Origin of the sequence: Acinetobacter sp. YH12252 (assembly GCF_013417365.1) — a bacterium.
In the GTDB taxonomy this organism is placed as follows: Bacteria; Pseudomonadota; Gammaproteobacteria; order Pseudomonadales; family Moraxellaceae; genus Acinetobacter; species Acinetobacter towneri.
The window spans coordinates 244,283-258,142 of sequence record NZ_VPEA01000004.1; the positions used below are offsets into that span (position 1 = coordinate 244,283).

The 13,860-nt window shown below is 42.9% G+C and carries 14 protein-coding genes; 6 read left to right on the plus strand and 8 right to left on the minus strand.

The annotated features are described in order from the left end of the window. Window positions 1–65 precede the first annotated feature (65 nt). Both FTV28_RS06235 and FTV28_RS06240 read left to right on the plus strand, forming a co-directional pair. Window positions 66–974 carry a DMT family transporter gene (locus tag FTV28_RS06235; protein ID WP_096902690.1) on the plus strand — a complete coding sequence of 303 codons (909 nt, stop codon included), beginning with the start codon at window positions 66–68 and terminating at the stop codon, window positions 972–974. A gap of 247 nt (window positions 975–1,221) precedes the next feature. Further along, on the plus strand, window positions 1,222–2,274 hold the full coding sequence (locus tag FTV28_RS06240; RefSeq protein WP_179989738.1) for an MBL fold metallo-hydrolase: 1,053 nt from the start codon (window positions 1,222–1,224) through the stop codon (window positions 2,272–2,274). A 163-nt stretch (window positions 2,275–2,437) separates the two neighbouring features. Here FTV28_RS06240 and FTV28_RS06245 read toward each other — a convergent pair whose 3' ends face one another. Together FTV28_RS06245 and FTV28_RS06250 are read right to left on the minus strand one after the other, a co-directional pair. Next, on the minus strand, window positions 2,438–3,958 hold the full coding sequence (locus FTV28_RS06245) for a catalase (RefSeq protein ID WP_179989740.1): 1,521 nt from the start codon (window positions 3,956–3,958) through the stop codon (window positions 2,438–2,440). Between the two features lie 268 nt (window positions 3,959–4,226). Next, entirely contained in the window at window positions 4,227–4,859 is a 633-nt protein-coding gene (locus FTV28_RS06250; protein ID WP_179989742.1) for a TetR/AcrR family transcriptional regulator, read from the minus strand. Window positions 4,860–4,940: 81 nt separating this feature from the next. On the opposite strand from FTV28_RS06250, the gene FTV28_RS06255 reads away from it, so the two are divergent. Further along, a complete protein-coding gene (locus FTV28_RS06255; RefSeq protein WP_178866070.1) occupies window positions 4,941–6,593 on the plus strand; it encodes an acyl-CoA dehydrogenase family protein in 1,653 nt (550 codons plus the stop codon). Between the two features lie 135 nt (window positions 6,594–6,728). On the opposite strand, the gene FTV28_RS06260 is transcribed toward FTV28_RS06255, so the two are convergent. Then, window positions 6,729–7,220 carry a macro domain-containing protein gene (locus tag FTV28_RS06260; protein WP_154321076.1) on the minus strand — a complete coding sequence of 164 codons (492 nt, stop codon included), beginning with the start codon at window positions 7,218–7,220 and terminating at the stop codon, window positions 6,729–6,731. A 442-nt stretch (window positions 7,221–7,662) separates the two neighbouring features. Here FTV28_RS06260 and FTV28_RS06265 point away from each other — a divergent pair, with 442 nt between their 5' ends. After that, window positions 7,663–7,854 carry a hypothetical protein gene (locus FTV28_RS06265; protein ID WP_004976081.1) on the plus strand — a complete coding sequence of 64 codons (192 nt, stop codon included), beginning with the start codon at window positions 7,663–7,665 and terminating at the stop codon, window positions 7,852–7,854. 15 nt (window positions 7,855–7,869) lie between these two features. Here the strand turns inward: FTV28_RS06265 and ptsP are convergent, their stop codons facing one another. Together ptsP and FTV28_RS06275 are read right to left on the minus strand one after the other, a co-directional pair. Then, window positions 7,870–10,167 carry a phosphoenolpyruvate--protein phosphotransferase gene (gene ptsP / locus FTV28_RS06270; protein WP_167845752.1) on the minus strand — a complete coding sequence of 766 codons (2,298 nt, stop codon included), beginning with the start codon at window positions 10,165–10,167 and terminating at the stop codon, window positions 7,870–7,872. 99 nt (window positions 10,168–10,266) lie between these two features. Next, on the minus strand, window positions 10,267–10,749 hold the full coding sequence (locus FTV28_RS06275; RefSeq protein WP_004976084.1) for an RNA pyrophosphohydrolase: 483 nt from the start codon (window positions 10,747–10,749) through the stop codon (window positions 10,267–10,269). Between the two features lie 183 nt (window positions 10,750–10,932). Between FTV28_RS06275 and FTV28_RS06280 the strand changes: the two genes are divergently transcribed. Then, entirely contained in the window at window positions 10,933–11,583 is a 651-nt protein-coding gene (locus tag FTV28_RS06280; protein WP_070155338.1) for an HAD family phosphatase, read from the plus strand. Window positions 11,584–11,736: 153 nt separating this feature from the next. Beyond that, window positions 11,737–11,982, plus strand: coding sequence for a DUF2789 family protein (locus FTV28_RS06285; protein WP_004976087.1), 246 nt, complete (start codon window positions 11,737–11,739; stop codon window positions 11,980–11,982). Window positions 11,983–12,074: 92 nt separating this feature from the next. Here FTV28_RS06285 and FTV28_RS06290 read toward each other — a convergent pair whose 3' ends face one another. The 3 genes from FTV28_RS06290 to FTV28_RS06300 form a co-directional block, all read right to left on the minus strand. Next, window positions 12,075–12,935 (minus strand): LysR family transcriptional regulator, encoded by an 861-nt coding sequence (locus FTV28_RS06290; RefSeq protein ID WP_136144730.1) that lies wholly within the window; start codon window positions 12,933–12,935, stop codon window positions 12,075–12,077. Between the two features lie 207 nt (window positions 12,936–13,142). Further along, window positions 13,143–13,379, minus strand: a complete 237-nt coding sequence (locus FTV28_RS06295) for a DUF2061 domain-containing protein (protein WP_179989744.1) — start codon at window positions 13,377–13,379, stop codon at window positions 13,143–13,145. 206 nt (window positions 13,380–13,585) lie between these two features. After that, the coding region (locus FTV28_RS06300) for a zinc ribbon domain-containing protein (protein WP_179989746.1) at window positions 13,586–13,860 on the minus strand (275 nt) is incomplete at its 5' end.

Below are 13,860 nucleotides of genomic sequence, written 5' to 3' on the forward strand. Positions count from 1 at the left end.
CTGAGGCAACTTGGGTCTGTTTTTTATCTGCCGAAGAAAAGTGTCCATTTTATGTTGAGCAAGCGATGAATACGAATACATCTCCTGTTGTGGTAACCGCCAGTATTTATGCCTTATTGGTACTCATCTGGGCGACCACGCCATTGGCGATTGTCTGGAGTGTGCAGGAAATTCATCCAATGTGGGTTTTGATTATCCGCTACTTTGGGGCTTCCGTGATTGCGCTGTGCGTGCTTAAACTCATGCGCGATCCACTGCCTTTTGATCACACCTCAATGAAAAGCTATTTGGCGGGTAGTCTGAATTTAATTGGTGCACAGCTATTTATTTACTTGGCCGCCAATTATTTAACTTCAGGCTTAATGGCACTGATTTTTGGTTTTTCTCCTTTAATCGCAGGCTTGATTGGTCATGTGATTTTACGCACGCAAAAATTGATTGCCTTACAGTGGACAGGGATGGCAATTGCGATTGCAGGACTCAGCTTTGTCTTTGCAGACTCTGCCGACAGCAAAGTGAATCCATGGGGCGTGGTGTTGATGTTTATCAGTATGCTGTCCTATATCAGCTCAATTTTTTGGGTCAAACAAATCAATGCTCCTTTAAAGCCGATGTCACAAGCCACAGGTTCTTTATTGGTATCATCGGCAGGGTCATTGTTATTAATTCCCTTTATTTGGTCGCATTTCCCGACTCAAATGCCAAGCAGCCAAGCCATGATTGGTTTTGTATTTACCATGATCATGTCGTCTATTGTCGCCATGCTGTGTTATTTCTGGCTGATTCGTCGTTTAAATGCCTCAACCGTATCTTTAAGTAATGTGATGACTCCCATCATCGCGTTAATTTTAGGTGCGACCTTAAATAATGAACACATCAGCATGAATGCGTTTATTGGCATTGCCGTGGTGATGTTCGGGATTGTGATGTATTTCTGGAAAGAATGGCGCGAACAATATTTTGCTAAACGCTAAGCCCGCATTGCTATACCCGTGTTTAGGTTTTTCTAAAGCCTCGTTTATCTGAGGTATAAATTTCCGATCATTAACCCGCTGTCGATACGACTTTTTTCTCAAAACAACAAAAACATAAAGGAAATTGCCTGCTTGATTTCGCTACTATGCGTGATAGAGTCAACACATGAACCAAAGCTGTGTTTTTTTCTGAACAGATCAGGATAAAAAGCATCATGGTAGATGCGCTATATATTATTGGGCTTACATGAACAACGTGGAACAAAAGCATTTTCAACTGCCAACGGAAGCCTGTTGGTCGCATACTTGGCGTAAACCCAAGCTGCAGTTTTTGCCTTCAAATCATTATGATGGAGCGCAGTTTTTTAATCCGATTGCGTGTCCTGAGGGGCGCAGCCAAACTGATTTATTGAAATGGTTGCTAAAACGCAAATCGAACAGTTGGAATGTCAATCCGCAACAAGAAGCACAGCAATTTTTTACAGCGCCAAGTGCTTTGCCACAATTACGTCCACACGCCAGTTTGGATGATTGGCAAGTTTGGTTTGTGGGGCATGCAACGGTGCTGATTCAAATTGGACCGTATAACTTTTTAACCGATCCAGTCTGGGCAGAGCATGCCAGTCCGAAACAGGGGCGAGGGCCTAAACGTGCCTGTCCTGCAGGGATTGCACTGGAAGATTTACCGACCATTCATGCCGTCTTCTTGAGCCATAACCATTATGACCACATGGATTTAGCCACCTTAAAATGGCTGAATCATCAATTTGCCATGCCTATTTATACAGGTTTGGGCAATGCTTGGTATTTGCCGCCTGATTTGCATGTGATTGAAATGGACTGGTGGCAATCGGCTTTATTTAAAGAAGTGAAAATTGTCTACACCCCTGCACAACATGGTTCAGGGCGTGGCGCACGTGATCAGAACATGGCGTTATGGGGCGGTTTTTCTATTTTGCATGGGCAAGATCATTGCTTCTTTGCGGGCGATACAGGTTACTCGCCACACTTTAAAGAAATCCAAACCCGCATTGGCCCACCGCGCGTGGCACTTTTGCCGATTGGTGCTTATGAACCCCGCAATTTAATGCGTTATATGCACATGAATCCTGAAGATGCTTTTCAGGCACATAAAGACTTACATTCCAAATGTTCATTGGCAATTCACTATCGAACCTTTGAATTGACTGATGAAGGACGTGATCAGCCTGAGGCAGATTTGCATCAAGCCATGAAGCGTTCTTCTAAACTGATGAATCCGTTTTATTGTATTCGTGAGGGTAAGAAATTAATTGTTTAATCTTTTAAAAACTTGACCTTAAATAAAAGTGACACGCTACTTTTCACGCTACTGAAAAGTGGCAATGATAGATATAGAACACAAAGCCCCTATCGAAATAGGGGCTTTGTTTTGGTGTTTAAAGTCTTGCTGTTTAGACTGACTTGATCTTTAACTACAAAGATTACAGTACGCCAGGCTGACCAAGTGCAGGGTCACTGGCACGTGCTGCTTGCGCATCGGCAACGGTCATGCCTAAAGCTGCTGCAACGCCTTCGCCATAAGCAGGGTCACATGCATAACAGTTACGAATATGACGATACTTAATAAAGTCTAAAGCATCACCCATCGCACGTGCCGTGTTATCAAACAGTGCTTGTTTTTGCTCAGGGTTCATTAAATTGAACAAGGCACGCGGCTGGCTAAAATAGTTGCTATCATCTTCACGATAATCCCAGAAATCTGCATCGCCACGAATTTTTAGCGGTGGTTCGCGGTATTGTGGTTGCTCTTGCCATTGATGGAAGCTGTTTGGTTCATAGTGTGGCAAGCTGCCATAGTTGCCATCCATACGACCCTGACCATCACGACGGTTTGAGTGCACAGGGCAGCGTGCAGCATTCACTGGAATTTGTGTATGGTTCACACCAACACGGTAACGTGCAGCATCGGCATAGTTGACCAAACGCGCTTGTAACATGCGATCTGGCGAGTAGCTAATTCCTGGTACAAGGTTGCTTGGTGCAAAGGCAGCCTGTTCAACATCTTGGAAGTAGTTTTCAGGGTTACGGTTCAGTTCAAATTCACCCACTTCAATCAGTGGATAATCACCTTTCGGCCAAACTTTGGTGAGGTCAAATGGGTGATAAGGGACTTTTTCTGCATCCAGTTCAGGCATGATTTGCACGAACAGCGTCCATTTCGGGAAATCACCGCGTTCAATGGCATTGTAAAGGTCAGTCTGGCTGCTTTCACGGTCACGACCAATCAATTCTGCTGCTTCTGCATCGGTCAGGTTTTGAATGCCTTGTTGAGTGCGGAAGTGGAATTTCACCCAGAAACGCTCATTATTGGCATTAATAAAACTATAGGTGTGGCTACCAAAACCATGCATGTGACGATAACCCACAGGAATACCACGATCCGACATCACAATGGTGACTTGGTGCAGTGCTTCTGGCAGCAAAGTCCAGAAATCCCAGTTATTGGTCGCATTACGCAGGTTGGTGCGTGGGTCACGCTTTACCGCTTTATTCAGGTCAGGGAATTGACGTGGGTCGCGGAAAAAGAACACTGGTGTGTTGTTACCGACTAAATCCCAGTTGCCTTCTTCAGTATAGAATTTTAAAGCAAAACCACGAATGTCACGTTCTGCATCGGCAGCGCCACGCTCACCTGCAACGGTAGAGAAACGAGCAAACATTTCAGTTTTTTTGCCAACTTCAGAGAAAATTTTGGCACGGGTATATTGGCTGATGTCGTGCGTGACAGTAAACGTACCAAACGCACCTGAACCTTTGGCATGCATACGACGCTCAGGAATTACTTCACGTACAAAGTTTGCCAACTTTTCATTGAGCCATAAATCTTGGGCAAGAAGTGGGCCACGTGCGCCCGCAGTCATACTATTTTGGTTATCTACAACAGGTGCGCCTGCATCGGTGGTTAAATGCGTTACAGGGCATTTTTTTATCTCTTGGCTCATCATTGTTCTCCATTATTGTGATCATCATGTGGTGGGCTGTATTAGAAATTTAGCTTCTAAAACAAGCGGCCATGAACCGTTTTGTTTGTTTAAAAAATCAACTACAACACCACAATACCATGCAGATCGGGCTTTGTAGATGAAAGCTTTTCAAATCTCACCATTTTAATGTAAAACGATTTTTATAATTTTACAAATAGATAAATTTATTGTTTATGATTGGTGTATTCGATAGATCTTTGTAAACTAAATAATCAGTTTTGCTGCACTAAATGTCTGAAACTGCTGCTAAAAACGGTTGAATCGCCAATGAAATATCGGTGTGCAAGGCATCCCAATCTTGATAATGTGGATTGATTAATAAACTTTGCGAAATAAAACCATAACTGATGCGATGCAGATTCAAAGCAAGGCGCAGTTGTTGTTCGGCATTGTGTATGACAGGTGCGAAAATCTGTTGCCACATCTGTAGCATCATGCTGTAACTTTTTTGGTAAGTTTCAATGTGTGATACCTGCCGTTCCAGTAAAAAAGTCTGCGCCCAAAGCCATTGTTGTGCCTGAATTTGCTGAAGCTGAAACTGAATGATGGTTGCAATATAGCGGTTTATTTCAACAACTGTGGATAACTCAAGTTGCTGTTGGGCATAACTTTTTAAGTGTTCTGCATGCTGTTTGACTTGCAGGTGAATCGTCAATGCCAGTAAATCTTCTTTCTTGGCAAAGTATTCATAAAAAGTGCCTAAACCGACACCTGCCAAATCGGTAATTTCGCGAATGGTAATTTCAGCTGCCGAGCGTTCATGCAAAAGCCGAACAAAACTTTCTTGTAAAGCCTCTTGAGTCAGTTTAGCCCTTGATTGGCGCGGCTTACGGCGCACTTGAACCTCAGAATTTTTCATAAATAAAGCCGAACACCTGAGCGCATATTTTTCTCTATACTGAATGCAATGATAGCACCGCGTTTATCTAGGAGTGACACAATGCAGACATGGATGACCCATCAAATTCAAAATCAGTTTGATGAATTACAAGACTATAACTTATTTGAAACCGATACGGTTTTACAAGAAATTTTAACCCGTTATGGCAGTCAAGATCAGACCCGACTGAGTGAATTGGGGCACATTGCAGCATCGGCAGAATATTATCACTATGCCGATTTAGCCAATCGGCATACGCCTATTTTACATGCCTTCGATGCACGTGGACGTCGTAAAGATGTAGTGGAGTTTCATCCTGCGTGGCATCACTGGATGGCGCTGAATCGTAAGTTTGACACGCATGCACATCCATTTAAGCAACCGCAATCTACGGCAAAATGGGTCGATTGGGCCAGTCGTTTTTATTTGGCAGGACAGGTTGAGTGCGGTAATTTATGCCCAAATTCTATGACTTTAGGCAGCATTCCGCTCATTCAGCGTGAACCTGAGTTGTGGGCAAGCATGGGTGAGAAACTGTTATCGCATGAATATGACCCGCGTGATGTGCCGATTTCACAAAAGAAATCTATTTGGCTGGGCATGGGTATGACCGAAAAGCAGGGTGGTTCAGATGTGCGGGCCAACCAAACGCTCGCCGTTCCAGTCGCAGCGACAGGACGTGGGCAAGCCTATTTACTCACAGGTCATAAATGGTTTTTCTCTGCACCAATGTGTGATGCACATTTGGTGGTCGCCAATACCGAACAAGATGGTTTGGCTTGTTTCTTTGTACCGCGTTGGTTAGAAGATGGCAGAAAAAATAATATTCAGGTACAGCGTTTAAAAGACAAAGTGGGAAATCGGAGTAACTCCAGTTCTGAAGTCGAATTTCAGCAGGCGTGGGGCATCATGATTGGCGAAGCAGGGCGCGGTATTCCCACCATTATTGAAATGGCGAACTACACTCGTTTAACCTGTGCTGTGGGCAGTAGTGCCATGCTGCGTCAAGCCTTGGTGCAATGCCTTGCCTATACTCGACAACGTCAAGCATTTGGACAGACTTTGGCGAATCAGCCATTAATGCAGGCAGTCTTGGCAGATTTGGCTTTGGAAACTGAAGCTGCGGTACAGCTCAGTTTTCATTTGGCACATTGTTATGAAAGCGATGATGCTGTGTCTTTGGCATGGAAGCGTTTAATGACCCCTGCTGCAAAGTTCTGGATTTGCAAACGCGCGGTGGAACTTACAGGTGAGATGATGGAAGTTTTTGGTGGCAATGGTTATGTCGATAACAGCATCATGGCACGTATTTTCAAAGAAGCACCTGTAAATACCATTTGGGAAGGTTCAGGCAATGTCATGTGTCTGGATGTACTACGCGCTATGCAGCGAGAACCTGAGCTGATTCAGGTGTTATTGCAGGATTTTGCTCGCACTGCCGTTACTCATCCTATTTTGGGCAGTGAATTAGATGGTTTGCAGCAGTTATTGCAGACCACGAACAGCAACGATTTACAATTTATGGCACGTGCTTTGGTGAGCCGTTTGGTGATTTTGGCACAAGCGGTTTTGTTGTTGCGTTATGCGCCAAGTTTTGTGGCAGAAGGTTTTATTCAGTCGCGTTATAGTGCATTGCATGGGCAAGTGGTGGGTATGCTTAAACCTAAACAGGTCGATGTTGCATCCATCTTGCAGCGTGCATTTTCAGCATAGCATCCCTTGCTACTTGATTCTGCACAAAAAATTCACCCGCTTGGTAAAACCAAACGGGTGAATTGAACCGTATATTGCAGTCGAGTCGTGATCAATCACGCTCGCTTGTAGCAAAGCTGATTGCTTCAGCGAAACTTATTTCGCAGGCTCTTCAGCTTTTACACCCTTTTGATATAGAGTGTAGATGTAAATTGGAATATCCAAATCTTCCAAGTGTTTGTAGATCAGTGGACGTACATCTTCCCAATCTAAACCGCCTACACCTGTTGCAAGACGCGGTAATGCCAAGCTTTCAATTTTCTCTTCTTCAATCAACTGTTTTAAGTTTTTCAAAGTGCGGTTGACGTATTCTGTCGATGCTTTACCTGGTTTTGAACCGTTGTCATAAGCCGCTTCCTGAGTCATCAGGTTGACGATGCGTTGACCTTCGGCATTGACCCAAGTCCATTGCTCACCCGCTTTAGGATGGTAAATATGGCAATAGTTGCGGAAGTCTTTATATAGCGCAGGCCAGTGCTCACGCAGACTTAAAGCCAAACCAGTTGCAAAGTTATCGTTAGGGGCAACACCGTGAGCAAGCGCACGTGCTTCGCTCAGTAAAATATCTCCAGAAACTTCATAAATCATGAATTTGACTCCTATTTTTAATGGTCTTGTTAAACTGATCTTCTATATTCATATTAGCCAATCATTGCAGTTTTTCTAGCGGATTTTATAACTACTAAGTCTTTGCAAAGTAATAAAATTTTTTAGAATTTCATGCTATAATTGTATGGGTAAAGCCGCTGAGTGTTCTTTAAAATAGCCTTCAAAAATAACCGTCAGAAAAATCTGATAAAGTGGCGGCAATAATTTATTTCCCCTTCTTTTTATCTTAGCACTATTGAGTGAAAATCGCTTGTAAAATGTACAAAAAAGCGTATGATCGGCTTCCCAATTTAATATGGAACATTGGTGAGAGAATAGTCACGTTATGCAGAAGCAATTGGCTTGAATTTTCCCTCAACATCTCCATCTAAAAGAGTAGCGACACTGCTCATTTCCATGATCAACCGAAAGGAACAGCGTAATGGCAAAGAAAAAACAGCCTGAGCTTATTCAGCATAACTTTGTGGCCAAGCACATGCACGAGGTCAACAAAAGTCAGGTTTTTGTAGACCGTAAGAAAAATGCCAAACGAGGCTATAGCAAACACAAACAAGGGCGATATTCCGATGATTATCGCCCTTGTTGTTTTTGGAGTGAATGGTGTGTTGCTTGAGGCTTAAACTAAGTTTTATGGAGATACGATACGTGTCGCTAGTTTCACCATATCGCCCAAGCCATGGGTTTTAAAATAATATTCCATCAGACTTTTCACCATCAGCGGATTATTCATTTTTAACGCCTGATCTAATAAATGTTGCGCATCGGTCATCGGTACATGACAAATTGCTTTACGCACCCGCAAGATATTACTTGAACTCATCGACAGGGTATTAAAGCCCATTGCCATCAGAATTACCGCAGACAGCGGATCTCCTGCCATTTCGCCACAAACGCTCACAGGCTTGTCATATTTATGACATTCTTTCACCAAGCGGGTTAAGGCGCGCAGTACTGCAGGATGAAAGTGTGAATAGACGTTGGCCACACGCGGATTGTTACGATCCACTGCCAATAAATACTGGGTTAAATCGTTTGATCCTACCGAGAAAAAATCCACCAACGGGGCAAATTCATCAATTTGCAGCAGCACACTCGGTACTTCTACCATAATGCCAATTTTCGGTTTGGTGATTTTAACCTGTTCTTCTTCCTGCACTGCTTGCAAGTCACGATCGAGCAAATACAAGGCTTCTTCAACCTCGCTGACACTGGTGATCATTGGCAGCAAAATATGCAGATTATTCAAACCAATACTGGCTTTGAGCATGGCACGAATTTGCGAAGAAAAAATTTCAGGATGATCTAGCGTGAAGCGAATCCCGCGCCAACCCAAGGCTGAGTTTTCTTCTTCAATCGAAAAGTACGGCAAGTCCTTGTCTGCGCCAATATCTAGCGTACGCATCACCACAGGTTTGTTGGCAAAGTGACTGAGCTGTTGGCGGTAAATAGCACGCTGTTCTTCTTCGCCCGGGAAACGGTCACGTAGCATAAATGGAATTTCAGAACGATATAAACCAACACCTTTAGCACCGCGTTGTACGCCACGCACTACGTCAATCATCAAGCCTGTATTGACATACAATTTTACCGCTACGCCGTCAGGGGTAATCGCGTCTTTGGTTTCATATTGCTTGAGGTCTTTGGCAATCTGTTCTTCTTCTTTTTGAATTTCTTTATAGCGCGTCCGCATGCGACGTGGCGGGTTGATAAACACCCGACCTTGGTGCGCATCTACAATCATTTCCACATCGTCTAGGCTGTTGATGGGCAATTCAGTTACGCCAACTACGGTTGGAATACCCAAAGCACGTGCCACAATGACCATGTGAGAATTCATTGCGCCTTCGGTGGTAACAATCGCTGCAATTTTATCGACAGGTAGTTCTACCAAAGCTGCTGTGGAAATTTCTTCGCCAATTAAAATACTTTCATCGGTCAGTTCACGGTGACTGGCATCGGCTTCTTGTAAAGAGGCGAGAATACGACGCCCTAAATCTTTCAGGTCAGAAACACGTTCGCGTAAATAGTCATCTTCCATTTGCGAAAATAGGGCAATGTGATTGTCAATTACAATACGCACTGCACCTTGTGCCCAGTTACCTTCACGAATCAGTTCTTTAATTTCTGCAGGCAGGGCATTTTCATCCAACATGCGTAGGAACACACTGAATAAAGCGCGTTCTTCTGCCATTAAGGCATCCTGCATTTTGTCATCTAGTGCCTGAATTTCTTGACGCACTGCATCTAGTGCGTTGTCTAGTAATTCTAACTCTTCACTAATGTCTTCAGCTTCACGATCAGGTACAGCCGCCAAATCTGCAGGTGGATACAGAATTACCGCACGACCCAGTGCAATCCCGCCCGAACCTGATACGCCCTGAAAGGTTTTGTAGGCAGGCAGGTTGTTGGGTTTGCGGAACACATCAATGTTGCCCACGGCATGCGCATGCGCAATGACACCTGAAAGCTGAGCACAAAGTGTGACTAAAAAGGATTCTGCGGCTTCAGAAAAGTCTTGTTTGTCCTTGTTTTGCACCACAAGAACGCCCATAACTTTACGGCGATACATGACAGGCACGCCAAGGAAAGAATTATAAATTTCCTCGCCTGTTTCGGCCAAATACATGAAGCGTTCGTGTTTAGGTGCGTCGTCTAGGTTGACAATTTCTTCACGTTGTCCGACTAAACCGACCAAACCTTCACTGGTATGTAGAGACACATGCCCCACAGCCTCAGGATTTAAACCCTTTGATGCCATGAGCAAATAGCGTTGATTGCGTTCATCGAGCAGGTAAATAGAGCAGACATCCACATGCATGGCTTCTGCGACCTGATTGACCATAATATCGAGTGATTCATGCAAACTGGTGGACGCATTGATTTCTTGTACAATGCGTCTAAGGGTATCCAGTTGCATGTTCGACATACGCGCTACTCCATATTCCAATCAATGATTTGAGGTCAGTTTTACACCACAGATGACCCTATAACAATAAGCTAAAAAATCTACATCTTCATGCAAATTTTAAGGTTTTTTCAGGGGCAATTGATTGCACAACTCCACCATCGCTTTACGGTAGACGTCACGTTTAAAATTGACGACCTGACCAAGCGGATACCAGTAACTGACCCATTGCCATTGATCAAATTCGGGTGGATCTGACAAATTCAGCCGAATATGATGCGCTGACGCTGTCAGTTGCAATAAAAACCACTTCTGTTTTTGACCAATACATACGGGATCCGAATCCGTGCGTATATACCGATGTGGCAAACGATAACGCAGCCAACCTTTAGTTTGCGCGATAACTTGGACGTGTTCGGGCAGTAAGCCAACTTCTTCTCTCAGCTCACGATAAAGTGCCTGTTCAGGGGTTTCTCCATATTGGATACCTCCTTGCGGAAATTGCCATGCATTGTGACCAATGCGTTTTGCCCATAAAACTTGTCCAAACTCGTTTGCCAAAATGATCCCGACATTGGGTCGGAAACCTTCTGAGTCGATCATTTGGCTACCTAAATATTGTTTAATTTATGACTTTGCACTCGGGGATGATGATTTCTTTTCTCCAACTCGAAAACGCAAAGTGTAAATAATGTTAAAATTGCTATGATCTTAACGAATTTCTATCGACTAGCGGAGATAGATTTACAATTTTTTTCTTAAATTTCAGTTTTTACGAGTATTTTCATGAAATTGGCGCTATTTGATCTCGATCACACCTTGTTAAATACTGATTCAGATCATTCTTGGGGTGAGTTTTTGGTAAGTGAAGGCTTGGTCGATCCTGTTCGCCATCGCGCCATGAACGACAAGTTTTATGAAGACTACAAAGCAGGGCAACTCGACCCAATTGCATATAACGAATTTGTATTTGAGTTTTTAACCCAGCACGACAATCAGTACCTCACAGATTTGCATGAATTATTTATGCAAAAGGTGATTCGTCCACAAATGCGCCCTGAAGGGTTTAAAGCTATTCAGCGTCATCAAGAATTAGGGCATGAATTGGTGGGGATTACAGCAACATCTGACTTTATTACTGCACCTATTTTCCGTGAGTTTGGTATTAGTGAAATTATTGCCACCAATGCCGAAGTGGTCGATGGTAAATATACAGGCAAAGTCATTAATACTGCGTGTTATCAACAAGGCAAGTTGGTGCGTTTGGAGCAATGGCTTGCAGGGCGTGAAGTGACAGAATCTTGGGCATATTCAGACTCGATTAATGATCGTTTCTTGTTGGAATATGCAGATCACGCCATTGCTGTAAATCCTGATGCACGTTTACAGGCTTTGGCTGAAGAGCAAGGTTGGGATGTGCAGGACTGGTCAATTTAAGTCTGAATTTTTTTGAGGTGTTGCTACTCTGGCTTTTACTAGCTTATTGATTTATTTTTGTTTTTATTTATTGCAATGTTGGATTATGTCATTCATTTTTAGAATAGGCATGCTAAGGTAAGACAAGAATTAAAAATGATCAGGAGTGAAAAAATGAGTGGTGTACGCCCAAGAATGACACATTTATTTGAACAACTGGGTTTGGATGCCAGTGAAGCTGCGATTCAGCAATTTATTGAAACGCATCAATTGAATGCAGAAACAACAATTGCCGAGGCAGAATTTTGGACGGAAGCACAGCGTCAGTTTATCGTCGAAAAAATGAAATCGGATGGTTCATGGGCAATTGTGGTAGACCAATTGAATGAATCTTTGCATGAAGATTCGGTGAGTCGTTAAGATTTCACTTGCGCCTAAATTAAGCCAATAAAAAATACCCTCAATACAATCGTGTTTGAGGGTGTTTTCATTCAAAAGAAACCATTAATCTTTTAGTGTTTCATCATCTCAATCAATTCTAAAACAGCGCGTGATTGCGTCCGTCCCGGATGCCATACCATGCCCAATTGACGGTTCATTTCTAAGTCAATATCTAACTGTTGTAAGTCCTGATTGACCAACGTTTTAGGTAAAACAGACCATCCCAAACCAATTGACACTAACATCCGAATTGATTCTAACGGATTGTTGCTCATGGTAACTTTGGGTTTGACGCCTTGCTTTTCAAATTCTGCCAAAGTGATTTGACTGGTATAAGTTTGCGCGGCAGGCAACAAACTTGGGTAGGCGAGTAAATCGGTCAATTGCAGGTTTTTCTGATGTGCAAGAGGATGAAAAGGCGCAACCACAAACACCAATGGATCATTCCAAATGGTGACATAAGACAGACGTTCATCTAATTTAGGCGGTAAGGTCAGAAAAGCCAGTTCTAAATCGCCCGCCAAAACTTGTTCATGTGCCTGTTCAGAATCGACAAAATGCACATCTAGCGTGACGTTGGGAAATTCTTGCACATATTCACGCAAATGATTGGGTAAATGGTGTAAACCAATATGATGACTGGTACCAATTTTCAGTTTGCCTTGAACCTGTCCTTGCTCATGACTGAGGGTGTGGTGAATATCGCCCAGTTCATTCAGCCAGTTTTTGACTTTGGGTAATAATGAATGTGCTGCATGCGTGGCTTGCACTCCACGACCTGCTGATTCAAACAGTTTCACGCCAAAATAGTCTTCTAGGCTGTGAATACGTTTGGTCACCGCAGGTTGGGTAATAAATAACTGATCTGCTGCCAAAGAAATAGAACCTGTTTCCATGACTTTAACAAAGGCTTCAAAGGCTGCAAGATTCATTTGCACCATCCATAAAGATTTTTTATTACTGTGCTTATTATTTAGAAAAAATTAGAATTAATCAAAACAAATTCTACTTATTTTTAAACTATGCATTCGGGATGATCTTGTAGAGATACAGCAGAGATAAAAAAAGATCATCGTGGGCTGCAACCAAGATGATCTCAAACTGAAATGGAATATTCACAAGCAGAATCTATAAAACCATTAAGCGATAATTTTAGAATCTTGCATTTGTGCTTTCTTTTCCCAAATCCGCTCGTGAATGAAATACGCAACAGCTTGTACTGTCGGTTCGACCAAACTTAAGGTAATGGCCATCCAAATATTGCCTGTGACTATATAACCGACCACCATCGCCACGGTGATGTGCATGATGTAGTAGCTTAAAGTTTTTTTGAACATGCGTTGATTGTTGGCGACAAATTTTTGAATATGGCTCATGTGAATACTCCTTCTGCTGCTTTGACCGTTTTCTGTGTGGATAGCTAAAGGATAATTATTCTTATTTAATTTGTAAAAACGAATAATTTTGTAATTTTGATTGGAAAATTAGATTTTAATAAAAATATCAAAGATAAAAAATTTTAAGTATCTATCATGTTTTGCTTATAGGTAGGTCGTGATGAATCATTGACATCCTCCCCGACCTAAAGGACGGAGATTCCTACTGCTAGACGCTCATGCCCGAGCGCAAGAATATTCAGTGCGGAATTTACATCCCGATCATGGAGCGTACCGCACTCCACACACTGCCATTCTCTTATTCCAAGTCCTGCTCTACCTTCCGGACTACTGGAGCGTGAGCCACAGCACGAACAAATTTGGGTGGTATAGGCTTCATTGACTTCTTCATAACATACCCCTGCGTTCTCGCATTTATACTTGAGCATGGTTCTTAGTGTTGTCCAACTGGCATCTAGCA